The sequence below is a fragment of the Labrys sp. KB_33_2 genome (assembly GCF_052114505.1).
GTDB lineage: Bacteria > Pseudomonadota > Alphaproteobacteria > Rhizobiales > Labraceae > Labrys.
Genome location: NZ_JBFREW010000003.1, coordinates 489,974 through 515,580 on the forward strand (window position 1 = coordinate 489,974; position 25,607 = coordinate 515,580).

Annotated in this window: 26 protein-coding genes; 4 read left to right on the forward strand and 22 right to left on the reverse strand. The window is 63.6% G+C overall.

Annotated features, from left to right (window positions below; all coding sequences use genetic code 11):
* Positions 1-3: 3 nt before the first annotated feature.
* Positions 4-393: a winged helix-turn-helix transcriptional regulator gene (locus AB4037_RS07775; protein WP_434958408.1), complete on the reverse strand. Its 390-nt coding sequence runs from the start codon at positions 391-393 to the stop codon at positions 4-6.
* 98 nt (positions 394-491) lie between these two features.
* Between AB4037_RS07775 and AB4037_RS07780 the strand changes: the two genes are divergently transcribed.
* Together AB4037_RS07780 and AB4037_RS07785 are read left to right on the forward strand one after the other, a co-directional pair.
* Positions 492-1,469, forward strand: a complete 978-nt coding sequence (locus AB4037_RS07780; RefSeq protein ID WP_441771104.1) for a quinone oxidoreductase family protein — start codon at positions 492-494, stop codon at positions 1,467-1,469.
* Positions 1,470-1,669: 200 nt separating this feature from the next.
* Positions 1,670-2,191: a GNAT family N-acetyltransferase gene (locus tag AB4037_RS07785; protein WP_441771194.1), complete on the forward strand. Its 522-nt coding sequence runs from the start codon at positions 1,670-1,672 to the stop codon at positions 2,189-2,191.
* 256 nt (positions 2,192-2,447) lie between these two features.
* Here AB4037_RS07785 and AB4037_RS07790 read toward each other — a convergent pair whose 3' ends face one another.
* From AB4037_RS07790 to AB4037_RS07850, 13 genes are all read right to left on the reverse strand, one after another.
* Positions 2,448-3,242 (reverse strand): ABC transporter ATP-binding protein, encoded by a 795-nt coding sequence (locus AB4037_RS07790; protein WP_434958406.1) that lies wholly within the window; start codon positions 3,240-3,242, stop codon positions 2,448-2,450.
* A gap of 10 nt (positions 3,243-3,252) precedes the next feature.
* Positions 3,253-4,194: an ABC transporter permease gene (locus AB4037_RS07795; protein ID WP_441771105.1), complete on the reverse strand. Its 942-nt coding sequence runs from the start codon at positions 4,192-4,194 to the stop codon at positions 3,253-3,255.
* 70 nt (positions 4,195-4,264) lie between these two features.
* The gene (locus AB4037_RS07800) at positions 4,265-5,245 is read right to left on the reverse strand and encodes an ABC transporter substrate-binding protein (RefSeq protein WP_441771106.1); all 981 of its coding nucleotides are present in this window, start codon (positions 5,243-5,245) and stop codon (positions 4,265-4,267) included.
* A gap of 96 nt (positions 5,246-5,341) precedes the next feature.
* A complete protein-coding gene (locus AB4037_RS07805) occupies positions 5,342-6,307 on the reverse strand; it encodes an ABC transporter substrate-binding protein (RefSeq protein ID WP_434958403.1) in 966 nt (321 codons plus the stop codon).
* Between the two features lie 326 nt (positions 6,308-6,633).
* Entirely contained in the window at positions 6,634-7,263 is a 630-nt protein-coding gene (locus tag AB4037_RS07810; protein WP_441771107.1) for a S1 RNA-binding domain-containing protein, read from the reverse strand.
* A 279-nt stretch (positions 7,264-7,542) separates the two neighbouring features.
* A complete protein-coding gene (gene rpsA / locus AB4037_RS07815) occupies positions 7,543-9,240 on the reverse strand; it encodes a 30S ribosomal protein S1 (RefSeq protein WP_434958402.1) in 1,698 nt (565 codons plus the stop codon).
* Between the two features lie 321 nt (positions 9,241-9,561).
* Positions 9,562-9,927: a cupin domain-containing protein gene (locus AB4037_RS07820; RefSeq protein WP_441771108.1), complete on the reverse strand. Its 366-nt coding sequence runs from the start codon at positions 9,925-9,927 to the stop codon at positions 9,562-9,564.
* 26 nt (positions 9,928-9,953) lie between these two features.
* Positions 9,954-10,208: a formate dehydrogenase subunit delta gene (locus tag AB4037_RS07825; protein WP_434958400.1), complete on the reverse strand. Its 255-nt coding sequence runs from the start codon at positions 10,206-10,208 to the stop codon at positions 9,954-9,956.
* A complete protein-coding gene (gene fdhD / locus AB4037_RS07830; protein ID WP_441771109.1) occupies positions 10,198-11,028 on the reverse strand; it encodes a formate dehydrogenase accessory sulfurtransferase FdhD in 831 nt (276 codons plus the stop codon). The genes AB4037_RS07825 and fdhD overlap by 11 nt, the downstream gene beginning before the upstream one ends.
* Positions 11,029-11,237: 209 nt before the next feature.
* Positions 11,238-14,069 carry a formate dehydrogenase subunit alpha gene (gene fdhF / locus AB4037_RS07835; protein WP_441771110.1) on the reverse strand — a complete coding sequence of 944 codons (2,832 nt, stop codon included), beginning with the start codon at positions 14,067-14,069 and terminating at the stop codon, positions 11,238-11,240.
* A gap of 19 nt (positions 14,070-14,088) precedes the next feature.
* Positions 14,089-15,642: a formate dehydrogenase beta subunit gene (locus tag AB4037_RS07840; RefSeq protein ID WP_441771111.1), complete on the reverse strand. Its 1,554-nt coding sequence runs from the start codon at positions 15,640-15,642 to the stop codon at positions 14,089-14,091.
* The gene (locus AB4037_RS07845) at positions 15,639-16,112 is read right to left on the reverse strand and encodes a formate dehydrogenase subunit gamma (protein ID WP_434958396.1); all 474 of its coding nucleotides are present in this window, start codon (positions 16,110-16,112) and stop codon (positions 15,639-15,641) included. The genes AB4037_RS07840 and AB4037_RS07845 overlap by 4 nt, the downstream gene beginning before the upstream one ends.
* A gap of 190 nt (positions 16,113-16,302) precedes the next feature.
* Positions 16,303-16,797, reverse strand: coding sequence for a hypothetical protein (locus AB4037_RS07850; protein WP_441771112.1), 495 nt, complete (start codon positions 16,795-16,797; stop codon positions 16,303-16,305).
* Between the two features lie 494 nt (positions 16,798-17,291).
* Between AB4037_RS07850 and AB4037_RS07855 the strand changes: the two genes are divergently transcribed.
* Positions 17,292-18,332 carry a carbohydrate kinase family protein gene (locus tag AB4037_RS07855; protein ID WP_441771113.1) on the forward strand — a complete coding sequence of 347 codons (1,041 nt, stop codon included), beginning with the start codon at positions 17,292-17,294 and terminating at the stop codon, positions 18,330-18,332.
* 2 nt (positions 18,333-18,334) lie between these two features.
* Here the strand turns inward: AB4037_RS07855 and AB4037_RS07860 are convergent, their stop codons facing one another.
* The 4 genes from AB4037_RS07860 to AB4037_RS07875 form a co-directional block, all read right to left on the reverse strand.
* On the reverse strand, positions 18,335-18,532 hold the full coding sequence (locus AB4037_RS07860; RefSeq protein ID WP_441771195.1) for a DUF2569 family protein: 198 nt from the start codon (positions 18,530-18,532) through the stop codon (positions 18,335-18,337).
* Positions 18,493-18,813 (reverse strand): DUF2569 family protein, encoded by a 321-nt coding sequence (locus AB4037_RS07865; protein WP_441771196.1) that lies wholly within the window; start codon positions 18,811-18,813, stop codon positions 18,493-18,495. The genes AB4037_RS07860 and AB4037_RS07865 overlap by 40 nt, the downstream gene beginning before the upstream one ends.
* 156 nt (positions 18,814-18,969) lie before the next feature.
* Positions 18,970-19,254: a hypothetical protein gene (locus AB4037_RS07870; RefSeq protein WP_441771114.1), complete on the reverse strand. Its 285-nt coding sequence runs from the start codon at positions 19,252-19,254 to the stop codon at positions 18,970-18,972.
* A gap of 18 nt (positions 19,255-19,272) precedes the next feature.
* Complete coding sequence (locus tag AB4037_RS07875) at positions 19,273-20,169, reverse strand: MFS transporter (protein WP_441771115.1); 897 nt, start codon at positions 20,167-20,169, stop codon at positions 19,273-19,275.
* A 162-nt stretch (positions 20,170-20,331) separates the two neighbouring features.
* Here AB4037_RS07875 and AB4037_RS07880 point away from each other — a divergent pair, with 162 nt between their 5' ends.
* Positions 20,332-21,234: a LysR family transcriptional regulator gene (locus AB4037_RS07880; RefSeq protein WP_434958390.1), complete on the forward strand. Its 903-nt coding sequence runs from the start codon at positions 20,332-20,334 to the stop codon at positions 21,232-21,234.
* A gap of 123 nt (positions 21,235-21,357) precedes the next feature.
* On the opposite strand, the gene AB4037_RS07885 is transcribed toward AB4037_RS07880, so the two are convergent.
* The 4 genes from AB4037_RS07885 to AB4037_RS07900 all read right to left on the reverse strand — a co-directional run bounded on the left by AB4037_RS07885 (position 21,358) and on the right by AB4037_RS07900 (position 25,543).
* Positions 21,358-22,542 carry an ABC transporter ATP-binding protein gene (locus tag AB4037_RS07885; protein ID WP_441771116.1) on the reverse strand — a complete coding sequence of 395 codons (1,185 nt, stop codon included), beginning with the start codon at positions 22,540-22,542 and terminating at the stop codon, positions 21,358-21,360.
* A gap of 191 nt (positions 22,543-22,733) precedes the next feature.
* Positions 22,734-23,774, reverse strand: coding sequence for a Gfo/Idh/MocA family protein (locus AB4037_RS07890; RefSeq protein ID WP_441771117.1), 1,041 nt, complete (start codon positions 23,772-23,774; stop codon positions 22,734-22,736).
* A 7-nt stretch (positions 23,775-23,781) separates the two neighbouring features.
* Complete coding sequence (locus tag AB4037_RS07895; RefSeq protein WP_434958387.1) at positions 23,782-24,615, reverse strand: carbohydrate ABC transporter permease; 834 nt, start codon at positions 24,613-24,615, stop codon at positions 23,782-23,784.
* Between the two features lie 10 nt (positions 24,616-24,625).
* Complete coding sequence (locus tag AB4037_RS07900; protein ID WP_441771118.1) at positions 24,626-25,543, reverse strand: carbohydrate ABC transporter permease; 918 nt, start codon at positions 25,541-25,543, stop codon at positions 24,626-24,628.
* Positions 25,544-25,607 lie beyond the last annotated feature (64 nt).

A 25,607-nucleotide genomic window follows, 5' to 3' on the forward strand; every position in this document is an offset into this window, starting at 1 on the left:
CCCTCATCCGGCTGCCGCCACATGCCTGACAGGCCTGATGATGCAATCCCGCGTGTGGTCGAGTTCATCCAGTTCGGCGGCGTGTCGCTGTCCCCAGTCGCACAGAGCCAGCAGCACCGGTTCGAGGCTTTGTCCGAGCAGCGTTGCCGAATAGTCGACACGGGGCGGGACCTGCCGGAAGATTTCGCGATGGACGAGCCCATGCTCCTCCATCTCGCGCAATTGCTGGATCAGCACCTTCTGGCTGATCTCGGGCACCAGTCGCTTCAGTTCGGAAAGGCGCTTGGGGCTATCCAGCAGATAATACAGGATCACCGCCTTCCAACGGCCTGAGATCACCTTGAGGGCTCGCTCGACGGGGAGCATGGGCAGGCGCTTGATCGGCTCCGTCATGGTTACCTCCAAGTCTGTATGGCACAAAAGAGTGTGTAGAGACAAAACGGTAAATACCACAGAACCGGGGTCATTCGAGACCAACCCCCCGGTGAACCATGAAAGCCATTCGTTTGAGCCGCTTCGGCGCTCCCGACGTCCTCAAGCCCATCGACCTGCCCGTCCCCGTTCCCGCCGAGGGGGAGGCGCTGATCCGCATGCAGGCCGCCGGGGTGAACTATTTCGAGGTGCTGATACGGCAGGATCGCTACGCGGTGACGACCGAACTGCCGATGGTGCCGGGTGTCGAAGTCGCCGGTATCGTCGAGGCGCTCGGGCCCGGCGTCACCATGCCGGCGATTGGTACGCGAGTGGCCGTGCCCCTCTTCGCCATGGGCCGTGCCGGTGGCTATGCCGATTATGTCATTGCCGAAGCCGCCTCGCTGGTGCCGCTCCCGGACGGCCTGTCCTTCGAGGTGGCGGCCGCTCTGATGGTGCAGGGGCTGACCGCCCTGCACCTCCTTCGCCGGGCCCCGCCGCAGGCTAAGTCGATCCTGATCAACGCCGCCGCGGGCGGGGTAGGATCGCTGCTGATCCAGCTCGCGCATAGCGCCGGTGCCCGCCAGATAATCGCCGCTGCCGGGTCGGCGGAGAAGCTCGATCTTGCACGATCCCTCGGGGCGGATCTCGGCGTCGACTATCGCAGCGCCGGCTGGACCGGGCAGGTGCTGGCGGCGACCGGCGGGCTGGGTGTCGATATCGCCTATGACCTCGTCGGCGGGCCAGGCACCGGGGCCTGTCTGGAAGGGCTCGCTCCGGCTGGAGAGCTCGTCTGTGCAGCCATGGGGCGATTCGAGCTCGGCAAGCCCGAGGTCGAAGCCCTGCTGGGGCGCAACCAGTCCGTGAAAGGCTTCGCCTTGCTGCCCTTGCTGACATCGGACACGTTGCACGCCGATCTCGGTGATCTTTTCGCGCAAGCAATGGCAGGCTCGCTCAAGGTAACAATCGGAGGCCGTTTTCCTTTGGAACGGGCCGCCGAGGCACATGAGAGCCTGCAATCGCGCCGGAGCGTGGGCAAGCTCGTTTTGGTGCCATGACGGGGCTTCCTTCATGCCCTTGCAACACCCATCTAGAAGGAGCGGTTGACCGATTTTCTCGGTCGCCTCAGGATCGGCAATCGCGCTGCCCACCGGACGGATGAGGGTTCATGACGTCAGACAAATACGGCGTGGACGCGCCCTGGATACGGAATGGAACAGGGGCCTGCAAGGCGGTCAGGATCGCCAAAGCCGAGGATATGGCATTGCTTGCCGCCTGCGACTTCTCCTTCCTCATCACGCAGATAGCCGTCGGCCCATTCGACGGGCCTCGGTTGGGGCGGGTCGCGCAGGTCGAACCGGCCTATCGCAAGAACTATGGCTTCGATGGGCAAGAGGTCGGCAGCTATATCGACGGCGAGGACAGCACTTTGTTCGTGGTCGAGACGCAGGTTGGCCTGCCCGTCGGCTATGCTGCGGTTTCGCATGGCTGGAATGACTTTGCCTTTGTCGACGACATTGCGGTTGATGCGAACCATCGAGGCAGCGGCTTGGCCCGGCAATTGATGGATGCCGCGGTGGCCTGGGGTTTACACCAGGGCCTGCCCGGCATACGCCTGGAGACGCAATCCAACAATGTCGGCGCCTGTCGCTTCTATGAGAGCTATGGTTTCGAGCTCGGCGGCTATGATCGCCATTTCTACGAGGCTCTGCATCCCGGTACCGAAGAAATCGCCCTGTTCTGGTATTTTCGGTTTGAAACCAAGCCTGGAAGATACTGATACCAAGAGGCATTGAAAATGACTCATGGGTCCATCCCGCGATTTTTGCCAAATCTTTGATTTGGTGTCGGAAATCGCGGGGAGGGGGGCAAGTCTCGTATGCATCAATATATTCGAGGCTTGGTATGACACATTGAAGACGTGTCTTCCTGGAATCGCGGACGTCCCCTCCGCTCTTCCTCTGTTCAGTGCTTTCAGGAAGCGGACATCGCGACATGCAGGCATGTCGCTGAGACGTCCGCGCTCCCCGGGGGCATTAACCTAGCAGCAGGCTGTCGTCGTCGAGCTGCTCGCCGCGCACCTTGCTGAACAGCTTGAGGAGATCGGGCACGTCGAGGCCGCGGCGATGCTCGGCGTCGAGATCGAAGGCGACCTGTCCCTCATGCAGCATCACCGTGCGGGTGCCGTAGTCGAGGGCATGCCGCATCGAATGGGTCACCATCAGGGCGGTGAGCTGCTGTTCCTCGACGATCTTGCGGGTGAGTTCCAGCACGAAGTCGGCGGTGCGCGGGTCGAGCGCCGCGGTATGCTCGTCGAGCAGCAGGATCTTCATACCCGTCAGCGTCGCCATCAAGAGGCTGACGGCCTGGCGCTGGCCGCCTGAAAGCAGCCCCATCGAGTCGCCCAGGCGGTTTTCCAGCCCGAGGCCGAGAATGGAAAGCTTGTCGCGAAACAGCGCGCGCCTGGAGCCGTTGAGCGAAGCGCCGAAGCCGCGCGAGTGCCCGCGCGCGAAGGCGAGCGCCATGTTCTCCTCGATCGACAGTCTCTCGCAGGTGCCGGCCATCGGATCCTGGAATACGCGGGCGATCAGCCCGGCGCGGCGTGGCGTCGGCCAGCGCAGCACATCGACGTCCTCGATAACGATGCGGCCGCGTTCGGCCGGGGCATCACCGCTCAGGACATTCAGGAGGGTGGATTTGCCGGCGCCGTTCGAACCGATCACCGTGAGGAACTGGCCGGTCGGAATCGTCAGCGAGAGCCCGCGCAAGGCGCGGTTCTCAAGCGGCGTACCGCGGCCGAAGGTGACGTGGATGTCCTTGATCTCGATCATCGCCGCCTCCTTACTTGGACGCTGACTTGGGCGCGGGCGCAAAGATCGCACGCAGGCGGGGGAACTGGCTCGGCAGGATCAGTGCCAGGCCAACCAGAACCGAGGTCACCAGGTTCTGGTCGCTGGAATTGAGCCCGATGGTGCGCGACCACTCGGAATTGAGCGCGAGCGCGATGGCGAGGCGGTAGAGGATGGCGCCGACAACGCAGGCGACCAGCAACCAGGCGATGGAGCGGGTGCGAAACAACGTCTCCCCGAGAATGACCGAGGCAAGGCCGCCGACGATAGTGCCCGTGCCGAGGGTGATGTCGGCAAAGCCGCTGGTCTGGGCGAACAGGGCGCCGGCGAGGGCGACCAGGGCGTTCGAGATTGCCATGCCGACATAATTATGCAGCTGGGTGGAGACGCCTTGCGCCCGCGCCATGCGCGGATTGGCGCCGGTCGCCCGCATGGCGAGGCCGAATTCGGAATTGAGAAACCAGCTGAGCAGCGCCCAGACGATCAGCACGATCACGCCGAGCATCCAGACTTTCAGCTGATAGGAAGGCGGAGCCCAGCCGAAGATCGCCATCAGATGGTCGCGTGTCCAGGTCACCAGCGTTTCCTGGTTGAGCAGAGGGACGTTGGGCCGGCCCATGATGCGCAGATTGATCGAGTAGAGCGCCGTCATGGTCAGGATGCTGGCCAGCAATTGCAGGATGCGGAAGCGGATGTTGAGCCAGGCCGTCATCATCCCGGCCAGAGCTCCGGCAAAGATGGCCAGGGCCGTTGCGCTGAAGGCATCGAAGCCCGCAACGATGGCGGCGGCGGCCGTAGCGGCACCGAGCGGATAGGAACCATCGACTGTCAAGTCGGGAAAATCGAGCACCCGGAACGATAAAAACACGCCCAGCGCAATCAGCGCATAGATCAGGCCGATCTCAATCGAACCGACAAAAGCGAATAGGCTCATGCATCAATCCCAACAGGAACAGGAGAAGACGCTGGCGCTGGCATGCCCCGGCGTTCTCCAAGGCTTGTTATTACTTTGCAACGTCCTTGGCACGCGCCAATACGGCCTGCGGCAAGGGAGCGCCCATCTTTTCGGCGGCCTTGGCGTTGACGACCAGGCTGACGCCTTTGGAATTTTCGACCGGGATGTCGCCGGGCTTCTCGCCCTTCAGCACGCGGGCCGCGACATGGCCGGCCTGACGGCCAATCTCGAACTGATCGAGACCGAGAGCGGCGACCGCGCCACGCCCGACGCTGTCGGGATCGCTGGCGAACACCGGCAGGCGGCTGTCGAAGCCGACCTGCAGCACCGATTCCAGGGCCGAGACCACCAGATTGTCGTTGGGGATGTAGATCGCATCGGCCTTGCCCACCAGACTTTGCGCGGCTGCGCCCACATCGGAGGATTTGGTCGCGGGAGAAGGCAGGATTTCCAGCCCGCGTTCACCTGCCAGCTTGCGTAGCGCCTCGATCACCGACAGGCTGTTGACCTCGCCGGAATTATAGACGACGCCCACCACCTTGGCTTTGGGCAGGACCTCCTTGATCAGGTCGAGCTGGCCGGCCGCGGGTGGAAAGTCGCTGACGCCGGTGATGTTGCCGCCGGGCTTGTCGAGGGTCTTCACCAATTGCGCGCCGAGCGGATCGGTCACGGCGGCGAAGACGACGGGGATGTCCTTGGTTGCCGCGGCGACGGCCTGGGAGGAGGGGGTGGTGATCGGCACGATCACGGCCGGGTTTTCGCCGACGAATTTCTGGGCAATCTGGGCCGCCGTGGCCGGGCTGCCCTGGGCCGATTCATAGAGGATGGTGATGGCCTCGCCCTCCGCATAGCCCTTGTCCTTGAGGCCGGCCTTCACGCCCTCGCGGATGGCGTTGAGCGAGGGATGTTCGACGATGGCGGTGATCGCGACCACCGGTTTGTCGGCCGCAGCGGCGCCCGTGACGGTCGCGACCTGGGCGAAGCTGGCGAGAAGAACGGCGGCAAGGCCGAGAGAACGGAGGGGGATCATGGCGCGGCTTGCTCGGAATGGGTTGATCTTATGAGGGCGGCCGCGCAACGCGCGGCCGCCTGCCCGGTTATGATGATCCGGATTACTTGGAGAGGCTCATTTCACGACCGTCTTGGCCTTGGCGACCAGATCGGCTGGCAGCGTCACGCCCATCGGGCCGGCGGTCTTCTGGTTGAGGAAGAGGTCGGTGGCGGAGGGGACGGCCACGGGAATGGCGCTTGGCTTCTCACCCTTGAGGATGCGGACGACCATCTCGCCGGCCAATACGCCGGACTTGAAATAGTCGACGCCGATGGAAGCGACCGCGCCGCGCTCGACGCCATTGGTATCACCGGAGAAGACGGGGATCTTGTTTTCGGTTCCCACCGTGATCACCGCTTCCAGGGCCGAGACCACTAGATTGTCGGTCGGCACGAAGATGGCGTCGGCCTTGCCGATCAGGCTCTGGGCCGCAGCTCCGACATCGGCCGACTTGGTGGCCGGTGCCTCGATCGTCTCCAGGCCAAGGGCCGCGGTCGCCTTCTTCATGGCCTCGAGCTGGACGACCGAATTGGCCTCGCCGGGATTGAAGATGAAGCCGATCTTCTTGGCGTTGGGCGCAATCGCCTGGATCAGCTTGACCTGGTCGGGCATCGGGGTTGCGTCGGTCACGCCAGTGACGTTGCCTTCGGGCTTGGCGGGGTCCTTGACGAGCTGGGCCGCGACAGGATCGGTCACGGCGGTGAACACAATCGGAATGTCCTTGGTGGCAGCGAGGGCAGCCTGGGCYGATGGCGTGGCGATACCGACGATCACATCGGCTTTCTCGCCGACATATTTCTGGGCGATCTGCGCTGCGGTGGCGGGGCTGCCCTGAGCCGTCTCGAACTGGAAGGAGAGGGTATCGCCATCCTTGTAGCCGGCATCCTCCAGGGCCTTCTTGACACCGTCGCGGGCGGCATTGAGAGCCGGATGCTCGACGATCGAGGTTACGGCCACGGTCTTCTTGTCGGCAGCAAAGGCGGCGCTGCCGAGGAGGGCAAGTGCCACGCCGGCTACGAGTGTCAAACGATTGATACGCATGTGGTTGTTTCCCCCTTGCTCGCGAATTTTCCGCCAGGGTGGCGGCCATTCGGGGCTTGTAAGCGACAACCGATCAACCAAACGCTGCGGCAATGCAAGATGCTCGTGCGCTCGAAAGCGGAAAAATTCACCAAACATGGAAGGGCGCCCATTCAAGCGCCCGTTTTGGAAAGATTATTAAACTGAGAGGCTCTGACGCGAAATCTTGCCTGTGTATCGCTGGTGCCAGTTTTGCAGGCTGGGCGGCTTTTGTGCGGGATGTATGGGGCGCGGGCGGTGGGTATGAGGCACCTATGTGTCTGCGCCCGAGAGCTTTCTGAGCAGACTCACCTACTCGCTGCTTCCATGCGGAGTGAGATGCGCCGTTTGGCCGGGTCAATCATCATGATCTGCACTTTTACTTTCTGTGCGACGGAGATGGTCTCACCCAATTCTTCGTCCCGATCAGCCAATCCTGTCTCGGGGTAGTGGATCAGGCCTTCGATGCCGTATTCCAATTCCACGAATATACCGTAGTCGGTAATGCTGGTAACGCAGCCTATTGCCACGGAATGCAAGGGATATTTGGTATCGATATCTAGCCACGGATCGGGTTGGAGCACTTTCATGCTTAGGGAAGCATGACTTCTATTAAGACTAATCCCACGGATTTTTGCCTTGATACGTTGGCCTGGACTCAAAAGAACGCTGGGATGAGGCACGCGGGCCCATGAGATGTCGACAACTAAGAGCAGGGCCACGATATCGTCGATGCCATCGATATCCACGAAGGCGCCGTAGTCTTCAACGCGTTTTACGGTGGCTTCGATTATTTGGCCTACTTCAAGATCGTGGAAGCAGGTTACGATTTCCGGGCCTTGCGGGAAGTCGCTTACTTGCCGAGACTCGCGGGTTACCGGCACCTCGCGGGAGGCTTCCTGCCCCGTAATGGTCGTCCATGATTTGGGGTGGGTCATAGAGTTACCCTACGCCATCGGGCTTTCGTCGCAAGATGCATGTAGTCAAGTTTTCGGCGAGCTGCTGTTCACTCTCTATGTTGTGACAGCCGAGGCTCCATGCCGGTCTGAAGACCGGCACACCAGTTTGACGCGCCCTTCTCGGTGCCGGTCTGAAGACCAGCATGGGCCACACGACGTTGGCGAGAGGACCAAAAGAAAGGGCGCGAACCCTGTAGGTCGCGCCCTTTCTGCAATCGTGGTGGCTCCGAGAGCCGGCTGAGAAGCCGGCCCTCCGGCTTACTTCTTCTCGGTGCGAGCGCGCAGCGCGGCGCCGAGAATGTCGCCGAGCGAAGCGCCGGCATCGGACGAACCGTAGGTCGCGATGGCTTCCTTCTCTTCGGCCATTTCGAGGGCCTTGATCGAAACCTGGACCTTGCGGGCCTTGCGGTCGAACTGGATGACGCGGGCGTCAACCTTTTCGCCGGCAGCGAAGCGCTCGGGGCGCTGATCGGCGCGATCGCGGGCCAGATCGCCACGGCGGATGAAGGCCGTGAGATCGGTGCCGGTGATCTTGACGTCGATGCCACCTTCCTTGACGTCGGTGACTTCGCAGGTGACGACCTGGTTCTTCTTCAGTTCGCCGGCATCGACGAAGGGGTCACCGGCGAGCTGCTTGATGCCCAGCGAGATGCGCTCCTTCTCGACGTCCACGTCGAGCACCACGGCCTTGACCATGTCGCCCTTGCGGAAGTCGTCGATGACCTGCTCGCCCGGACGGTTCCAGTCGAGGTCGGAGAGATGGACCATGCCGTCCACATCGCCGTCGAGGCCAATGAACAGGCCGAACTCGGTCTTGTTCTTGACTTCGCCTTCCACGACGCTGCCGTTCGGATGCTTGTCGGCAAAATCTTCCCAGGGGTTGGAAAGGGTCTGCTTGAGGCCGAGCGAGATGCGGCGCTTGATCGGGTCGACCTCGAGGATCTGCACTTCCACTTCCTGCGAGGTGGAGACGATCTTGCCGGGGTGGACGTTCTTCTTGGTCCACGACATTTCGGAGACGTGGATCAGGCCTTCGATGCCCGGCTCCAGTTCCACGAACGCGCCGTAGTCCGTGATGTTGGTGACGCGGCCGGTGAACTTGGCCTGCAGCGGGTACTTGGCGTCGATGCCCAGCCACGGATCGGCCTGGAGCTGCTTCATGCCCAGCGAGATGCGGTGCGTCTCGTGGTTGATCTTGATGATCTTGACCTTGACCTGCTGGCCGATGGTCAGAAGCTCCGTCGGATGGTTCACGCGGCGCCATGCGATGTCGGTGACATGCAGGAGGCCGTCGATGCCGCCGAGATCAACGAACGCACCGTAATCGGTGATGTTCTTGACCACGCCGTCGACCACCTGGCCCTCTTCGAGGTTCTGGACGATCTCGTGACGCTGCTCGGCGCGGCTCTCTTCGAGGACCGTGCGGCGGGAGACGACGATGTTGCCGCGGCGGCGATCCATCTTGAGGATCTGGAAGGGCTGCGGAACGTTCATCAGCGGGGTGACGTCGCGGATCGGACGGATGTCGACCTGGCTGCGCGGCAGGAAGGCTACGGCGCCGTCGAGGTCGACGGTGAAGCCGCCCTTGACCTGGTTGAAGATGACGCCGTCGACCTTTTCATTGGCTTCGAACGACTTCTCGAGCTTGACCCAGCTCTCCTCGCGGCGAGCCTTGTCGCGCGAGATGACGGCTTCGCCCAGCGCATTTTCGATACGCTCGAGATAGACCTCGACGATATCGCCGACCTTGATCGCGCTGTCGCGACCCGGGCCGTTGAATTCCTTCAGAGCTACGCGGCCTTCGGTCTTGAGGCCGATATCGATGACCGCAAGGTCCTTCTCGATGGCGACGACAGTACCCTTGACGACCGAACCTTCGGCCATGTCGCTGGTGCCGAACGTCTCGTCGAGCATCGCAGCGAAATCTTCACGCAGCACGTTTGTCTGTACGGACATATGTTTTCCTGGCGCCGGCGGTTGGTGTTGATCATCGTTTCCGGAAGGCGGCAGGGCTGCTGGAGCAGCCACAGGCGGGGTGTTTTAGGAAAAACACGCCCGGCCGGCGCAAGGCCCGCACTGCGGAAACGTCTTTCTGGTCTATTTTTCGGACGCTTGTCTCATCGAAGATGACAGCTGAGCGTCACATGGGCGGTTCCATATCAAGATGGAAGGGGTAGAGCAAGATGAAAGGCGATTTTTCGCCGTTTCCCAGCCGCTGAGAGCAGGAACCCGGCCAAAACGACGATGGATGCGGTTGAGCGGCGGCAAAGCGCCCGCTTATTCCGGCATCGCCTGCTGCAGCACGCTCGGGGCGCCTGTCCGATAGTCTTCGCGCAGGGGATGGAAGACGTCCATGGTCCGGCAGGCCGTCAACGCGCGGCCGGAATGCGGCGCATGGGACGGCACCACCGCGACCATGCCCGGCTTCAGCACCGTGCTCTGGCCGTCGACCGTGACTTCCAATTCGCCTTCGAACTGATGCACCACCTGCTCATGCGGGTGTGAATGCAAGGGCAGCGTGGCTCCCGCGTCGATCTGCCAGAGTACGAAAGTCATCGAAGCCGAATGCATGAAACGGCCGTGGAAGCCGGGAATGACTGTACGCGGTTCGATCTTGTCCCAGTCGAAGAGGGTGCCGGACATGGAAGTCTCCTGGGATGCCAGAGAGTTCACGCCTTCTCGCGCAATGTCTCCAGAGCCTTCCTGACCAGCGGATCGATGCCTTCGCCGCCTGCGTCCAGGTGGGCGAAGATCTGGTTGCGCATGCGCGGCTCCCAGAATTTGCGGATATGCTCGGCAATACCGGGGACCCGCACCTCCTCGCGCTGGGACGCGAAGAACATGCCGATCTGGTTGGCCATCCTCACCAATTTGGCAGACGGGTCATGTGCATGGCCATCATGCGCGGCTTCATCATGCGACATGGGCGAGTTTCTCCGAAACGATGCGATGGGGATGGGTGAAGATCTCGAAGCCGTCGGAGCGGGCGATGCCGATCAGCGTGATACCCGCTTCCTCGGCGGTGCGGATGGCCAGCGCCGTGGGGGCGGAGACCGCCACCACGATGGATGCACCCATCGCGGCCGATTTCTGCACCATCTCCACCGAGATCCGGCTGGTGAGGACGACGATGCCCGGAAGGCCCTGGGAAGCGGGAGCGATCGAACGCCTGGCCAGGGCGCCGGCCAGCTTGTCGAGCGCATTGTGCCGGCCGACATCCTCGCGCAGGGCGATGAGGCCATCCGCCTTGGTCCAGAAGGCAGCGGCATGCACGGCACGGGTCTTGTGGTTCAGTACCTGGGCGGGCGTGAGCGAAGCGAGGGCGGTTTCGATATCGGCCGGTGACAGCTTGAGCTCACCGGTGACCGGTCGCGGCTTGCGCACTGCCTCGGTCAGGCTGTCGATGCCGCACAGGCCGCAGCCCGTGGGCCCGGCCAGTATGCGCCTGCGGGCGGCAAGCGCTGAGCCGCGATCGCCCCTCAGCCACATACGCAATTCGACGCCTTCCTCGTAATCGACGCGTTCGAACTCGGTAATGTCGTCGAGAGAGGCGATGATGCCTTCGGTCATAGAGAAACCGTAGGCAAAGTCCTCGAGATCGACAGGGCTTCCCATCATCACGGCGTGGGAGCCGCCGTCATAGACCAGCGAGATCGCCATCTCCTCGGGAACCGTGCGCTCGCCCGGCGTGAACACGCCGTCACGCCAGGCAAAGCGGGAGATGGAGCGGACGGGATCGGTCATGGTGTTTTTCTCCTTCTCCCCCTGTGGGACCTGGCACTTCCCATGGAAGTGCCATGGGCGGCCGAAGGCCGGACGAGGGGGTGGATCAACCTCTCAATCCCTGATTTCAGCAATATGATTCGCATAGGTCACGACCCCTCATCCCCCCGCCGGGATCTGGCACTTCCATGGGAAGTGCCAGATCCCGCAAGGGAAGAAGGGTGCTGTTCTCACTCCGCCGCGATGCGACGCGAGTTCTTCGCCATTGCCTCATATTCCTCCTGCCACTGCGACGGGCCGTTGGAAGGCATGACCTGCACCGCCGTCACCTTGTATTCGGGGCAGTTGGTCGCCCAGTCCGAATAGTCGGTGGTGATGACGTTGGCCTGCGTCGAGGGATGGTGGAAGGTGGTGTAGACCACGCCCGGCGCCACGCGATCAGTGATGGTGACGCGCAGCGAAGTCGAGCCGGAGCGGCTTTCCAGGCGCACCCAGTCATGATCTCGGATGCCACGCTGCTCGGCGTCGTGCGGATGGATTTCCAGCACATCCTCCTCGTGCCACATCGAATTTTCGGTGCGCCGCGTCTGCGCGCCGACATTGTATTGCGACAGGATGCGGCCGGTGGTGAGCAGCAACGGGAAGCGTGCGCCGGTGCGCTCGTCGGTCGGGATATATTCGGTGACCATGAAGCGGCCCTTGCCGCGCACGAAATGGTCGATATGCATGATCGGCGTGCCCTCGGGCGCCTTGTCGTTGCAGGGCCACTGCACCGAGCCGTCCCGCTCCAGCTTCTCATAGGAGACGCCGGCGAAGGAAGGCGTGAGGCGGGCAATCTCGTCCATGATCTGCGAGGGATGCTCGTACGGCATGGGGAAGCCCATGGCTTCGGCGATCAACAGCGTGATTTCCCAGTCGGCATAGCCGGCCTTGGGCGCCATCACCTTGCGTACGCGCTGGATGCGGCGTTCGGCGTTGGTGAAAGTGCCGTCCTTCTCCAGGAAGGAGGAGCCAGGCAGGAAAACATGGGCATAATTGGCGGTTTCGTTCAGGAAGAGGTCCTGCACGACGACGCATTCCATCGCAGCGAGGCCCGCCGTGACATGCTTGGTGTCGGGATCGGACTGAACGATGTCTTCGCCCTGCACATAGAGGCCGAGGAAGGAGCCCTCGACGGCGGCGTCGAGCATGTTGGGAATGCGCAGCCCTGGTTCCTTGTCGAGATGGACGCCCCAGAATTCCTCGAACATGTGACGGACTTCATCGCCCGCGATATGGCGATAGCCCGGCAGTTCATGCGGGAACGAGCCCATGTCGCAAGAGCCCTGCACGTTATTCTGGCCGCGCAGCGGGTTCACGCCGACGCCGCGGCGGCCGATATTGCCGGTGGCCATGGCGAGGTTGGCGATCGCCATCACCGTGGTCGAACCCTGGCTGTGCTCGGTGACGCCGAGACCGTAATAGATGGCGCCATTGCCGCCGGTGGCATAGAGGCGGGCGGCGCCACGCACCAGTTCGGCCGGCACGCCGGTATATTTTTCCACCGCTTCCGGCGAATGCCTGGGATCGGCGACGAAGCTGGCCCAGTTCTGGAATTCGTCCAGGTCGCAGCGCTCACGCACATAGTCCTCGGCGACCAGACCCTCGGTGACGATGACATGGGCAAGCGCCGTCACCACCGCAACATTGGTGCCCGGCTTGAGCGGCAGATGATAATCGGCCTCGACATGGGGCGTGCGCACGATGTCGGTCTTGCGCGGGTCGATGACGATCAGGCGGGCACCCTGGCGCAGGCGCTTCTTCATGCGCGAGCCGAAGACCGGGTGGCCGTCCGTCGGATTGGCGCCGATGACGATGATGACGTCGCTGTCCTCGACCGAGTCGAAGTCCTGCGTGCCGGCCGAGGTGCCGAAGGTCTGGCCGAGGCCATAGCCCGTCGGCGAATGGCAGACACGGGCGCAGGTATCGACATTGTTGTTGCCGAAGCCGCCGCGGATCAGCTTCTGGACCAGATAGGTCTCTTCATTGGTGCAGCGCGAGGAGGTGATGCCGCCGATCGAGGCCTTGCCGTGCTTGGCCTGGATGCGCTTGAACTCGGAAGCGGTGTAGGCGATCGCCTCTTCCCAGCTCACTTCCTTCCACGGATCGGTGATCTTGGAGCGGATCATCGGCTTGAGGATGCGCTCCTTGTGGGTCGCATAGCCCCAGGCGAAGCGGCCCTTGATGCAGCTATGGCCGCGATTGGCCTTGCCGTCCTTATAGGGCACCATGCGCACGACTTCCTCGCCGCGCATCTCGGCCTTGAAGGCGCAACCGACACCGCAATAGGCGCAGGTCGTCACCACCGAATGTTCGGGCTGGCCGATCTCGATCACCTTGCTTTCGGTGAGGGTGGCCGTCGGGCAGGCCTGCACGCAGGCGCCGCACGAGACGCATTCGGAATCGAGGAAAGCCTCGTTCATGCCCGGCGAGACCCGGCTTTCGAAGCCGCGGCCGGAAATCGTCAGCGCGAAAGTGCCCTGCACTTCCTCGCAGGCGCGCACGCAGCGCGAACAGACGATGCATTTGGAAGTGTCGAAGGTGAAATAGGGGTTGGAGGTGTCCTTATCGAGGCCGAGATGGTTGTCGCCCTCATAGCCGTAGCGCACTTCGCGCAGGCCGACGGCACCAGCCATGTCCTGCAATTCGCAGTCGCCATTGGCGGCGCAGGTCAGGCAGTCGAGCGGATGGTCGGAGATATAGAGCTCCATCACGCCCTTGCGGATCTCGGCGAGGCGCGAGGTCTGGGTCTTGACCTTGATGCCTGGCGCGACGGGTGTCGTGCAGGAAGCCGGCGTGCCGTTGCGGCCCTCGATCTCGACCAGGCACATGCGGCAGGAGCCCCAGGCGTCCACCATGTCGGTGGCGCAGAGCTTGGGGATCTGCGTGCCCATCTCCATGGCAGCGCGCATGATCGAGGTGCCCTCGGGCACGGTGATTTCCTGGCCGTCGATGATCAGAGTGACCATCTTCTCCGACTTGGAGAGCGGCGTGCCGTAGTCGATTTCGTGGACGAGGGACATTGACTGTCTCCTTGGGCGATTATTCGGCGGCGATGCGCTGGGGCGTGCCGTGGAAATCTTCGGGGAAATGGCGGATGGCCGAAAGGACGGGATAGGGCGTGAAGCCGCCGAGCGCGCAGAGCGAGCCGAACTTCATGGTCTGGCAGAGGTCCTCGACCACGGCGATGTTGCGGGTCACGTCCTTGCCGGCGATGATCTTCTCGATGGTTTCCTTGCCGCGGATCGCGCCGATGCGGCAGGGCGTGCACTTGCCGCAGCTCTCGATGGCGCAGAATTCCATGGCGAAACGAGCCTGGCGGCGCATGTCGACGGTATCGTCGAACACCACGATGCCGCCATGGCCGATCAGCCCGTCCCTGGCTGCGAAGGCTTCGTAGTCGAAGGGCGTGTCGAAGAGCTCGCGCGGGAAATAGGCGCCCAGCGGGCCACCGACCTGCACGGCGCGCACAGGACGGCCGGTGAAGCAGCCGCCACCGATATCATCGACGAGTTCGCCCAGCGTGATGCCGAAGGCCGTCTCGAACAGGCCGCCGTAGTTGAGATTGCCGGCGAGCTGGATCGGCATGGTGCCACGCGAACGGCCCATGCCGAAATCGCGGTAGTGCTCGGCGCCCTCGGCCAGGATGATCGGCACGGTGGCGAGCGAGAGCACGTTGTTGATCACGGTCGGCTTGCCGAACAAGCCCTTGTGGGCCGGCAGCGGCGGCTTGGCGCGCACGGTGCCGCGCTTGCCTTCCAGGCTTTCGAGCAGCGAGGTTTCCTCGCCGCAGACATAGGCACCGGCGCCGGTGCGGGTTTCCATGTCGAAATCATGGGTCGAGCCAAGGATAGCCTTGCCGAGCACATTGGCCCGGCGGGCCTTGTCGATGGCTGCATTCATCGCCGCGATGGCATGGGGATATTCGGAGCGGATATAGACATAGCCTTTGGTCGCACCAGTGGCGACGCCGGCAATCGCCATGCCCTCGATCAGGCAGAAGGGATCGCCTTCCATCAGCATGCGGTCGGCGAAGGTGCCGCTGTCGCCCTCGTCGGCATTGCAGACGATATATTTCTGCGGGCCGGCCGTATCGGCGACCGTCTTCCATTTGATGCCGGTCGGAAAGCCTGCGCCGCCGCGGCCGCGCAGGCCGGATTTGGTAACCTCGTCCACGATGGCTGATGGCCCGATGGCAATCGCTTTTTCCAGGCCCCTGAGGCCACCATGGGCCTTGTAGTCGTCGAGATCGCGCGGATCGACGATGCCGACGCGTGCAAAGGTCAAGCGTGTCTGGCGCTTGAGGAAGGGCAGTTCCTCGGGCTTGCCCACCCGCAATTTATGGGCGCCATCGCCAGTAAAGGCGGCGATCAGGCTGTCGGCATCCTCCGGCTCGGCCGGGCCATAGCCGATGCGGCCTTCCGGGGTCACCAGTTCCACCAGCGGGTCGAGCCAGGCAAGGCCGCGCGAGCCGTTGCGGATGATTTCGATGTCGAGCCTGCGGGCGATCGCGGCGACCTTGAGGGCGGCGGCGAGTTCGTCGGCACCGCAGGCGACGGCGGCTGCATCGCGTGGAACGTAGATGCGCATGGTCATCGCACCACCTCTTCCAAGGCCTTGTCGAGTCGCTTGGCATCGAGCCTCGCCACCAGGCGACCGTCGATCATCGCGGCGGGGGAGATGGAGCACAGGCCGAGGCAATAGACCGGCTCAAGCGTAATCCGTCCATCCGGCGTCGTTTCGCCGAACTCGATGCCGAGCTTTTCGACGAGATGGTCGGCGAGAGCCTCGCAGCCGGCGGATTGGCAGGCTTCGGCACGGCAAAGCTTGATGACATGCTCGCCGGCGGGTTCCCTGCGGAAATCATGGTAAAACGTCACCACGCCATGCACGTCGGCGCGGGAAAGATTGAGCGCCTCGGCCACCATGGGGACGGCCGGGTCGGGGACATAGCCGAAGGTTTCCACAAAAGAGTGGAGGATCGGCAAAAGCGGGCCTTCCAACGTCTGGCCTGCCGCGATGAGTTCAGCCGCGCGTGCGGTATTCCAATCTTCGTGGGCTGGCATGCCACTCTCTTTCGACTAGTTCTAGAGAGGAAGAATGTGCCCTCGTTCCAAGGCGATCAAGCATCAATTTTCGTCGGACGATAGAGATTCTCTATTAAGCTCCACAAGTCACGAGAGACACTGCAAGACGCATCGCCCCTCCAACCTCCAGCTGCGGTAGCGGCGAGAGACGGGAGGGGCATGAAAACGCTCAGTACTGGTAGCAGACACGCTGACGGCGGATGCGCCAGCCATAATCGGTGTAGATCCGCACCCGCCGCCAGCGGCAGGCCGGTGCATAATCATAATAGCCGTCGTCGTAATAGCCGCCGCCATAGCCGCCATAGAGGCCGGGCGTCATCAACAGGGGAGCGAGCGCCAGGCCGGCCCCCAAGCCCCAGCCGTCATCGCGCCAGCCCCGGCCATAGCCGCGGCCATACCAACGCCGTCCGCCGCCACCCCAGTGACGACCACCCCAGCCGCCGCCGCGCCAACCACCGCCGCCCCAGCGATTGCCGCCCCAGCGATTGCCACCCCAGCCGCCACCGCCGCCCCAGTGACGGCCACCGCCGCCCCAGTTGCCGCCGCCGCCATGGTGGGGAAAGAAATAACCGTTGCTGCGCGCTTCGGCCGGAGCTGTCGCCGTCAAACTCGCAGCACTCAGGGTGACGGCCGCCAATGCGGCCACTAGTAATTTGCGAAACATGGAACACTCCTTGAGAGGTGGCTCCGGCCTTCGTCGTACCAGGGCCGGCGGGCAGCCTCTCCACCTGGAAATTACCTTAAGTTAACCATTAAGCCAGAATAGATGAACTCTTGCTATCAACGCCGTTCATGTGGCGTTCATCTTGGCGGGTAGAGCCGTCTAAGATCTTGAGATGATAGCACAAAACGACGCGTTTGTCATGAAATGACGAGGCGGCCCGAACCGAGACAATTCCAAGTCGGGGATTTCCGGTGTATGTCTTTCAGCTGAAAAGAGCATGGGCCGATCGCTGCAACCGCCCGGTTCCGGCAAGTATTCGCTCCGCGATACTACTCGAGGTTGATGCGCAGCTGGACACGCGCCGCCCAGGCGTGGCAATCGCGCCATTGCAAATGGCCTCGAATGATTGTTTCTTTTCGCTACAAATAAACTCGGGCAGCCGGTGAGTCGTCATCGCGATTCATCGCAACCGGACATTTCGACAGGTAGAGGAAATGCAGGGTGAGCGTCCAGCCTCGACGCGTTCCGGGATCATCACGGCCGGAACCTGGTGCGTCGACGGCAACAAACTGGTGGAGTATTGGCCGGGTGAAGACGGCCTCGTCGAAATCCTGCACGAGGAATCACGCGGCGGCGGTTCGGGCTGCAACCTCGCCATCGATATCAAGCGCCTCGATCCGAATATGTGGGTGGAGACGCAGGGGCTGATCGGCGACGACGAGGATGGCCGCCTGCTCCATGCCGAGGCCGATCGCTATGGCATCGACCGCCGCCGCCTGGCGATGACCCGCGATGCCCGTACGCTGCACACCGATGCCTATACCTCCCAACGCAGCGGCCGGCGCACCCACATCTTCAATCCCGGCGCGGCCTCGCTGATGACGCCGGAGCATTTCGATTTCACAGACACACGGGGACGCATCCTCCATCTCGGCCTGCCCGGCGTGCACAAGAAGATGGATGTCCCCTGGAACGGCGATGCCAATGGCTGGCTGACCGTGCTGCGCAAGGCCAGGCAGGCAGGCCTCATCACCAATCTGGAACTGGCCACCGCTTCGCCGGCACGGCTCCGCGAACTGGTTCGTCCGCTGCTGGCCCATCTCGATCTTCTCATCGTCAATGACAGCGAGATGGGAGCGATCGGCGAGGAAGAGACGGTGCGGGATGACCGCACGGTGGTGGAAGCCTGCATCAACGCCGCGCGAAAGGTCCTGGAAACCGGCAGTTGCCAAGTGGTGGCGGCGCATTTTCCGACGGGCGCGGTCGCCGTGACCCGGGACGGCGACATCGTCACCCAGCCCTCCATCCGTGTGCCCAAGCAGGTCATCGCCGGCGCCAACGGGGCGGGTGATGCCTTTGCCGCCGGTTTTCTCTATGGCTTTCACGAGGGCTGGGACCTCCGGCGCTGCCTGGCGCTCGCCCACGCCGCCGCGGCGGCATCGCTGCGCTCGGTGACGACCTGCGACGCTGTGGCTTCCTGGCGCGAATGCCTCGCCCTCGCGGATGAATGGGGATGGAACGACAAGATCGGCTGAGGTCAGAAGATTTCGCCGATCTTGCGATCGACGGCGGCCTCCTGCGTACGGAAGGTGTTGGCGACACGGCGCGAGCGGTGGAAATAGGGAATCCAGATCGCCGAACCGACCGGCGCCCGGACGAGATCCTTGATATGGGTCGGATCGCTCGGCGTGTTGGTCAGGTTGGAGATATAGGAGTCCCCGCCAGTTCCGCCAATGAGACCACGACCAGCCCGATATAGAAGATCGTCATCAGGCGGGGTACGCTCGGCGAATAGGTGAAGATGCGATAGAGGCACAGGGCGGCGAGGCCGATAAGGGCGAGGCCGCCAAAAAATGATCCCGCGACCGACAGTCTCAAGGCCGCCGTCGTCTGGTTATCGCCGGCGATGATGGCCTTGATGCCTTCCCATTCCGTGACGACGCCATAGAGGTTGATCAAGGTGAACACCAAGGTTCCGACCAGGCCGATGATCGGCAGGATCATCCAGCCGCCGATGCCGCGTGGCCCGTCCTGTCTTGTGCTGCTGCCGTTATGGTGTCGCTCGAATTGGTCATGTTGTCCCCCTGCCGCCGCCGGGGATCATAATCGAACGCCCATGCCTGCCTGTGCAACACCGCACGGCCGGCGTCCTGGCGATCCTCGCGGCGCCCGTCAGATCGCAGGAGGCTTTGGAAAGGCCGTCGACCTCGCCAGCCAGGCCGTGAGCCAGGCCAGGGCCAGCAGGCCCACCATGGCCCAGGGCAGGGCTGAGGCGCCCAGGGCGCCGAGCAGCAGGCCGCCGGTGAGGCCGGCCAGCGCCACGGCGCTGTTCCAGACCGTGACGAACAAGGCCTGGGCGACATCGGCTGCTTCGCCGGCCGCCTGCACCGACGCCGTCTGGAACAGGGTCGGTATGCCGCCGGCGACCATGCCCCACACGGCCGCGGCGGCCAGCACGACGACGGGAGAAGCCGGTCACAGGCCGAGAGCGACCGCACAGGCGCCGAAAAGGACGAGATTGCCCAGCACCATCAGGCGCAGGCGTCGATCGATCAGGGCGCCTACCACCCACAGGCCCGCCAGCCCGGCCAGGCCGAAGCACAGCAGCACGACATCCACCCGCTCGGCCAAGCCCGAGGGTACCAGGAAGGGGGCGATATAGGTGTAGAGCAGGTTGTGGGCGACGACGAACAGCCCCATCACGGCGAGGATCGGCCTGATGCCGGGCAGGCTCAGGATGGGTCGCAGCGCCAGGCGCTGATCCTGGCGGCGGCCGGCGAAATCGGGAAGGACGGCGAGGATCCAGCCGGCCAGCAGCAGGGCCACCACGCTCATCAGGCCGAAGGCGAGGCGCCAGCCGATCAAGGTGCCGATGAAGGTGCCGGCCGGCACGCCGAGCGAAAAGGCCAGCGGCGCGCCAATGCCGGTGAGGGCAATGGCCCGGCCAGCAAGATGCGAGGGCGCCATGCGGGCGGCATAGCCGGTGAGCAGGGCCCAGACCAGGCCGCCGCAGGCTCCGGCGAGGAAACGGGCCGCCATCGTAACGGGAAGGCTCGAGGACACGGCCGTGACGGCGTTGAGTGCGGCAAAGCCGATGATGGCGATGAGCAGCAACAGGCGCCGTGGCAGGGCCTGGGTCAGCGTCATCAAGGGAATGGCGGTCACCAGCGAACCGGCCGCATAAGTGGTGACGAACTGGCCGGCGACGGCGTCGGAGACGCCGAGGCTCCCGCCCATCTGCGGCAGCAGTCCAGCGGGCATCACCTCCGTCATGATGGTGATGAAACCGGCCATGGCAAGGGCCAGCAGCCCGCCGACCGGCAGGCGATCGACGGCGGGCGAAGGGCCGCCGATCGAAACAGTCGAACTCATTGCAAGAACTCCTGAGGGAAGGCCATGGAAAGGGCCCTCCACAGGAGGCGACTTGCCGGCCGTACGGGCATGACCTTAGCTGTTTTCGCAAGGGCGAATAACTGGCTATAGTGCAAAACACTTTTGACATTTATGTCATGAATGCTCGATGCGGGAACCGTCATGGACAGTCTGGGCGCCCTCAATGCCTTCGTGCAGGCGGTGGATGCCGGCGGCTTCACTGAGGCTGGCCGGCGGCTCGGCATTTCGCCTTCCGCCGTCAGCAAGGCGGTGGCGCGGTTGGAGGACCGGCTGGGCACGCGCCTGTTTCACCGTTCGACCCGCAGCGTCACCCTGACGGCGGAAGGCACGCTGTTCCTCGAACGCTGCCGACGCATCCTCGGTGAATTCGAGGCGGCGCAAACCGAACTCGCCCGCAACCAAGCCGCCCCACAGGGCAAACTGCGCATCAGCCTGCCCTCGATGGGGCTGCGCTTCATGTCGAAGCTGGCCGAATTCCGGCGGCTCTATTCCCTGATCGAGATCGAACTCGATTTCTCCGACCAGCTCGTCGATGTGATCGAGGACGGTTTCGATGCGGTGATCCGCACCGGGGAGCAGGCCGATTCCCGCCTGATGAGCCGCACGCTCGGCTTCTATCGCCGGGCCATCGTCGGATCTCCCGGCTATTTCAACCAGGCCGGCCTGCCCCGGCGCCCCGAGGATCTGAGCGGGCATGCCTGTCTCGTCTATCGCTTCCGGACGAGTGGCAAGCTCGACAGATGGCCGCTGCGTCGGGACGGAGAATGGCTGGATATCGACCTGCCTGTCAGCATGGTGATGAACACGCTGGAGCCGCAGATCACCCTGGCGGAAGAGGGGCTCGGCCTTGCCTGCGTCCCCGATCTGGCCGTCCGGGAGCAGTTGCGCGCGGGAACGCTGGTGAGCGTACTCGGCGATTATCTCGAAACGGCCACCCGCATCCAGGTGATGTGGCCGTCCAGCCGGCACTTGTCCCCCAAGCTGCGCGCTTTCGTGGACTTCCTGGCGGCGAGCGACCTGATACCGCCCCTCGACCCTCCCTGAAGCTGCCATTCCCGGCGAGCGGAGCGAGGGAAGGGAACCGAGGGGCAATCACTGCGACGTAGGCCCCTGGATCCCCTTCCCGGGGCCTATAGCCCCGCCGGGGATGACGGAGCGCTTTTCAACTTATCGCAGCGCGAGGCCGGTGTCGGGGGCAAAGAAGCGGGCCTGGCCCATGTCGACGCCGATCTCGATATGGGCGCCGCGTTCGGGTAGCCGGACCGGCTCGACGCGCGCGGTGATGCGGTTGGCGGCGCCGGCACCCGCCTCCGATCCGGTGGCGAGCCGGACGGTTCCTGCCACCGACGAGGCGGCGGGCAGGTCGAAGAAGATATAGGCGTCGGCGCCGGTCATCTCGGTGAGCAGCACTTCGCAGGAAATGCCTTCACCCGCGGCAACGGGCAGGCGGAAGCTCTCGGGCCTCAGGCCGAGGATGACGTCGCGACCCTTGAAGGCGGCGAGCCCGGCATTGGCTTGAAGCAGCCCCGCCGGTAGGGGCAGGCGCAGCGAGGTGCCGGCAATCGCGGCAAAGGCGGCGCCGGCCTCCTCGCCGAGGCGCACGGTGAAGAAATTCATGGCCGGTGAGCCGATGAAGCCGGCGACGAACAGGTTGACCGGGTTCTCATAGAGCTCGCGCGGCGGGGCGCATTGCTGGAGATTGCTTTCGCCCTCCTTCGTCACCGGACGCAGCACCGCGACGCGATCGCCCATGGTCATGGCCTCGACCTGGTCGTGGGTGACATAAAGCGTGGTGACGCCGAGCTGGGCGTTGAGCAGCTTGAGTTCCGCGCGCATCTGCACGCGCAGCTTGGCGTCGAGATTGGAGAGCGGCTCGTCCATCAGGAAGCATTGCGGATCGCGCACGATGGCCCGGCCCATGGCGACGCGCTGGCGCTGGCCGCCGGACAGGGCACCGGGCTTGCGCCTGAGCAGAGGGGTGAGATCGAGAATGCGGGCGGCCTTTTCCACCTTCTCCTTGATCGCCGCCGGCGGCACTTTGCGCTGGCCGAGGCCGAAGGCCATGTTCTCATAGACGTCCATATGCGGATAGAGCGCATAGTTCTGGAACACCATGGCGACGTCCCGATCGCCCGGATCGGCATTGGTGACATCGCGGCCGCCGATCAGCACCTGGCCCTGCGACAGGTCCTCCAAGCCGGCGGCGCTGCGCAGCAAGGTCGACTTGCCGCATCCCGAGGGGCCGACCAGCACCAGGAATTCGCCATCCCTGATGTCGAGATCGACATTGGCGAGCGCCAGCGTGCCATCGGCGAAGCGTTTACCGACGGATTTGAAGGAGAGAGTTGCCATCAAGCACCTGCCTTTTGGGGGGAAGCGACCTTTACCCTCCCCTGGAGGGGGAGGGTCGGCCTGAAAGGCCGGGGTGGGGTGAAAGCCGCCTCTCTATGATTCGACGGATCGGCCACCATGTACTTCAGCCGTAAAATCACCCCACCCCGACACTGCGTGTCGACCCTCCCCCTCCAGGGGAGGGTATTTCCTCAGCCCTTCGCCAACGTCACGGCGTTGCCGCTGGCGGCGGCCTGCTCGATGGCCGCGAGCACGCGCGTAACCTTGAGACCGTCCGTCGCATCGGCCAGCACGAGGGAGTCGGTGGTGACGGCATCGACGAAGCGGGCGATGGCCTCCATCACGAAGCCGCCGATGCGCCCGCCAGCGGCAGGCGTCACGCCGAGCAGGTCGGCGGTCTTGAGGCCGGCGCCGGCATATTTGCGGAAGGCGCCGTTCTGGGCCGTATCGAGCTGCAGCGAGCCCTTTTCGCCGACGATTTCGGCCCGGAAGTCGAAGACCAGTGGTAGGTCCGATGGCAGCACCCAGCTGTTCTCCAACGTGGCGATGGCACCATTGTCGAATTCCAGCAGCGAGATATGGACGTCGGCGGTGTCGACGCCGTGGGCGGCGAGATGGCCGCGGCGCACCATCGCCTGAACCTTGACGACATCGGCATCCAGCATGAAGCAGAGTGCATCGACCGCATGGCTGCCCAGGAACCACAAAGCGGAGGAACGGCTTGCCCAGGACAAGAGCTCGAAGGGCACGAAGACGGTGTTGGAGAGTCGAGCCGAGGCATGCAGCGGCTTGCCGATCTCACCCTGGGCGATTGTTTCCTTCGCCGTGTGGACGGCCGGGTTGACGCGGTTGTGGAAGTCCACCATCACCTTGACCCCGCTCCTGGCGGCGGCTTCGGCGATGCGCTCGGCCTCGGCGAGGGTGGTCGCCAATGGCTTTTCGCTCATGACATGCTTGCCGGCCTCGATGGCCGCCAGCACGATTTCGGCATGGGCGAAGTCTGGCGTGGCCACTGTCACCGCCTCGACATCGGGATCGGCGATGAGAGCACGAAAGTCCTGATAGACTTTCTTCGCCCCGAACTGGCGCTGCATTTCCGCGCCGCGCTCCGGATTGAGATCGCACACCGCTGCGAGCTCGGCGCCAGGAATGGCGTTCAGCGTCTTGCAGTGGAAGGAGCCCCACAGGCCGGCGCCGACGACACCGAAGCGGGCGGATTTCTGGCTAGACATCAACAATTCATCCTTTAACGGAACCAAAGGTGAGCCCGCGCACGACATAGCGGTCGAGCGCCAGGAAGATGATCATCGGCGGCAGCATGGCGGCGAGGGCGGCGGCGCCGATGAAGCCCCAGGTCACGCCGGCCGTGCCGAAATATTGCAGCGTGCCGACCGGCAGGGTCGCGGTCGCCCGGTTGGCCAGCACCAGAGGAAAGGCGGCGTTGTTCCAGGCGAAGACGAAAGCGAACATCGAGGTGACGATGATGCCGGGCCGCACCAGCGGCAGCACGATCTTGAGCACGATGGCCGGCGTCTTGGCGCCGTCGACGCGCGCGGCTTCCTCGATCTCGACCGGCACCTCGTCGATGAAACTCTTCATCAGCCAGATCGAGAAGGGGATGGTCAGCGTCTGCATGATCAGGATCATGGAGAAATAGCTGCCCTTGAGGCCCACCGAGCTTGCCAGGATCGAATAGGGGATCAGGAAGGCCACGGGCGGCGCCATCAAGAGGCCGAGATACCAGAGCATGATGTTCTTGCGGCCGCGGATGCGGAAACGCGACAGCGCATAGGCCGCCGGCAGGGAGAAGGGCAGGTTGAGCAGCACCGCGCCGATGGCGACGATCAGGCTGTTGACGAGCTGGGGCAGGTTGTTCCCGGGATTGCCGAACGTGTAGTGCAGCGAGGTCCAGTCCGGCTTGAAGGCCAGCACCGGCGGCATGGTGAAAAAGGTGTCGGACGGGCGGATCGCCAGCAAGGCGAACCACAGGATCGGGCCGATGAAGAAGGCGAGCAGCAGCAAAGTGAGCGCATAGCTTACCGCGGTACCGGCCAGTTTCTTGCCCTTGCGCATGGTCGGCTCCTCAGTCCAGGTCTTTGAAGGCAAAGAAGACGAACAGGCCGATGATGGCATTGACGATGATGACCATCATCCAGGTCATGGCGCTGGACAGTCCGATGTTGAAGTCGACGAGGCCCTGCTGATAGAGGCTGTAGCCCAGCGTTCGGGTGGAGGATCCCGGTCCTCCCTTGGTCAGCACCAGCACCAGGTCGAAGGTGTTGAACAACTGCATGAAGCGCAGCATCACCACGATCAGCGCCGTCTTGCGGATCAGCGGCAGCTTGATGCGCATCAGCATCGCCCAGGCCGAGGTCTTGTCGAGGCGGGCGGCCTCGATGATGTCGGGCGGCACCGAGAGCAGGCCGGCATAGAGCACGATGGCGAAGAACGGCGTCCACTGCCAGATGTCGGCGAACAGGATGGCCCAGAGCGCCGTGCTGCCGGAGCCGAGCAGGCCTTGCGCCGGCAAGGGAATGCCGGCCGAGGACAGCATCCAGGGGATCAGGCCGCCATTGGGATCGTACATGTAGCGGAAGAGGAAGCCGACCACGATCGGAGCGATGGTGGTCGGCATGATCAGCAAGGCGCGGGCGAGATTGAGCCCGGGCAGCTTCTTCACCAGCAGGAGGGCGATGGCCAGGCCCAGGCAGAATTCGATGGCGGTGCCCACCAAAGTGAGCAGCAGTGTGTTCCACAAGGCGCCCAGGAAGAAGGAGTTCGAGAACGCCATCTCGTAATTGCCGCCGCCGATATAGCCCATCGGCACCGGGCTCATCTGCAGGTTCCAGAAATAGAAGCTGTTCTTGAGCGCGAAGAGCAGCGGGAAGGCGATCAGGGCCAGCAGCAGGATGATCGAGGGGCTGATCAACAGATAGGGCAGAAAGGCCGGCACCCGGCGCTTCGGCCGGGCCGGGATGGCTGATGTTTCGGCGATGGTCATGGGCGTGTCCCCTCTTCACCCTCCCCTGGAGGGGGAGGGTCGACGCGATAGCGTCGGGGTGGGG

What these genes read in the sequence shown, in the direction of transcription:
- AB4037_RS07785 (WP_441771194.1), top strand. Translation starts at nt 1,670, where the DNA reads ATGGCATTGCTTGCCGCCTGCGACTTCTCCTTCCTCATCACGCAGATA.
- AB4037_RS07890 (WP_441771117.1), bottom strand. Translation starts at nt 23,774, where the DNA reads ATGTCTAGCCAGAAATCCGCCCGCTTCGGTGTCGTCGGCGCCGGCCTG.
- AB4037_RS07900 (WP_441771118.1), bottom strand. Translation starts at nt 25,543, where the DNA reads ATGACCATCGCCGAAACATCAGCCATCCCGGCCCGGCCGAAGCGCCGG.
- AB4037_RS07840 (WP_441771111.1), bottom strand. Translation starts at nt 15,642, where the DNA reads ATGACCATGCGCATCTACGTTCCACGCGATGCAGCCGCCGTCGCCTGC.
- fdhF (WP_441771110.1), bottom strand. Translation starts at nt 14,069, where the DNA reads ATGTCCCTCGTCCACGAAATCGACTACGGCACGCCGCTCTCCAAGTCG.
- AB4037_RS07800 (WP_441771106.1), bottom strand. Translation starts at nt 5,245, where the DNA reads ATGATCCCCCTCCGTTCTCTCGGCCTTGCCGCCGTTCTTCTCGCCAGC.
- AB4037_RS07780 (WP_441771104.1), top strand. Translation starts at nt 492, where the DNA reads ATGAAAGCCATTCGTTTGAGCCGCTTCGGCGCTCCCGACGTCCTCAAG.
- AB4037_RS07875 (WP_441771115.1), bottom strand. Translation starts at nt 20,169, where the DNA reads ATGAGTTCGACTGTTTCGATCGGCGGCCCTTCGCCCGCCGTCGATCGC.
- AB4037_RS07895 (WP_434958387.1), bottom strand. Translation starts at nt 24,615, where the DNA reads ATGCGCAAGGGCAAGAAACTGGCCGGTACCGCGGTAAGCTATGCGCTC.
- fdhD (WP_441771109.1), bottom strand. Translation starts at nt 11,028, where the DNA reads ATGACCGATCCCGTCCGCTCCATCTCCCGCTTTGCCTGGCGTGACGGC.
- AB4037_RS07810 (WP_441771107.1), bottom strand. Translation starts at nt 7,263, where the DNA reads ATGACCCACCCCAAATCATGGACGACCATTACGGGGCAGGAAGCCTCC.
- rpsA (WP_434958402.1), bottom strand. Translation starts at nt 9,240, where the DNA reads ATGTCCGTACAGACAAACGTGCTGCGTGAAGATTTCGCTGCGATGCTC.
- AB4037_RS07825 (WP_434958400.1), bottom strand. Translation starts at nt 10,208, where the DNA reads ATGTCGCATGATGAAGCCGCGCATGATGGCCATGCACATGACCCGTCT.
- AB4037_RS07850 (WP_441771112.1), bottom strand. Translation starts at nt 16,797, where the DNA reads ATGTTTCGCAAATTACTAGTGGCCGCATTGGCGGCCGTCACCCTGAGT.
- AB4037_RS07790 (WP_434958406.1), bottom strand. Translation starts at nt 3,242, where the DNA reads ATGATCGAGATCAAGGACATCCACGTCACCTTCGGCCGCGGTACGCCG.
- AB4037_RS07885 (WP_441771116.1), bottom strand. Translation starts at nt 22,542, where the DNA reads ATGGCAACTCTCTCCTTCAAATCCGTCGGTAAACGCTTCGCCGATGGC.
- AB4037_RS07845 (WP_434958396.1), bottom strand. Translation starts at nt 16,112, where the DNA reads ATGCCAGCCCACGAAGATTGGAATACCGCACGCGCGGCTGAACTCATC.
- AB4037_RS07880 (WP_434958390.1), top strand. Translation starts at nt 20,332, where the DNA reads ATGGACAGTCTGGGCGCCCTCAATGCCTTCGTGCAGGCGGTGGATGCC.
- AB4037_RS07775 (WP_434958408.1), bottom strand. Translation starts at nt 393, where the DNA reads ATGACGGAGCCGATCAAGCGCCTGCCCATGCTCCCCGTCGAGCGAGCC.
- AB4037_RS07855 (WP_441771113.1), top strand. Translation starts at nt 17,292, where the DNA reads ATGCAGGGTGAGCGTCCAGCCTCGACGCGTTCCGGGATCATCACGGCC.
- AB4037_RS07820 (WP_441771108.1), bottom strand. Translation starts at nt 9,927, where the DNA reads ATGTCCGGCACCCTCTTCGACTGGGACAAGATCGAACCGCGTACAGTC.
- AB4037_RS07795 (WP_441771105.1), bottom strand. Translation starts at nt 4,194, where the DNA reads ATGAGCCTATTCGCTTTTGTCGGTTCGATTGAGATCGGCCTGATCTAT.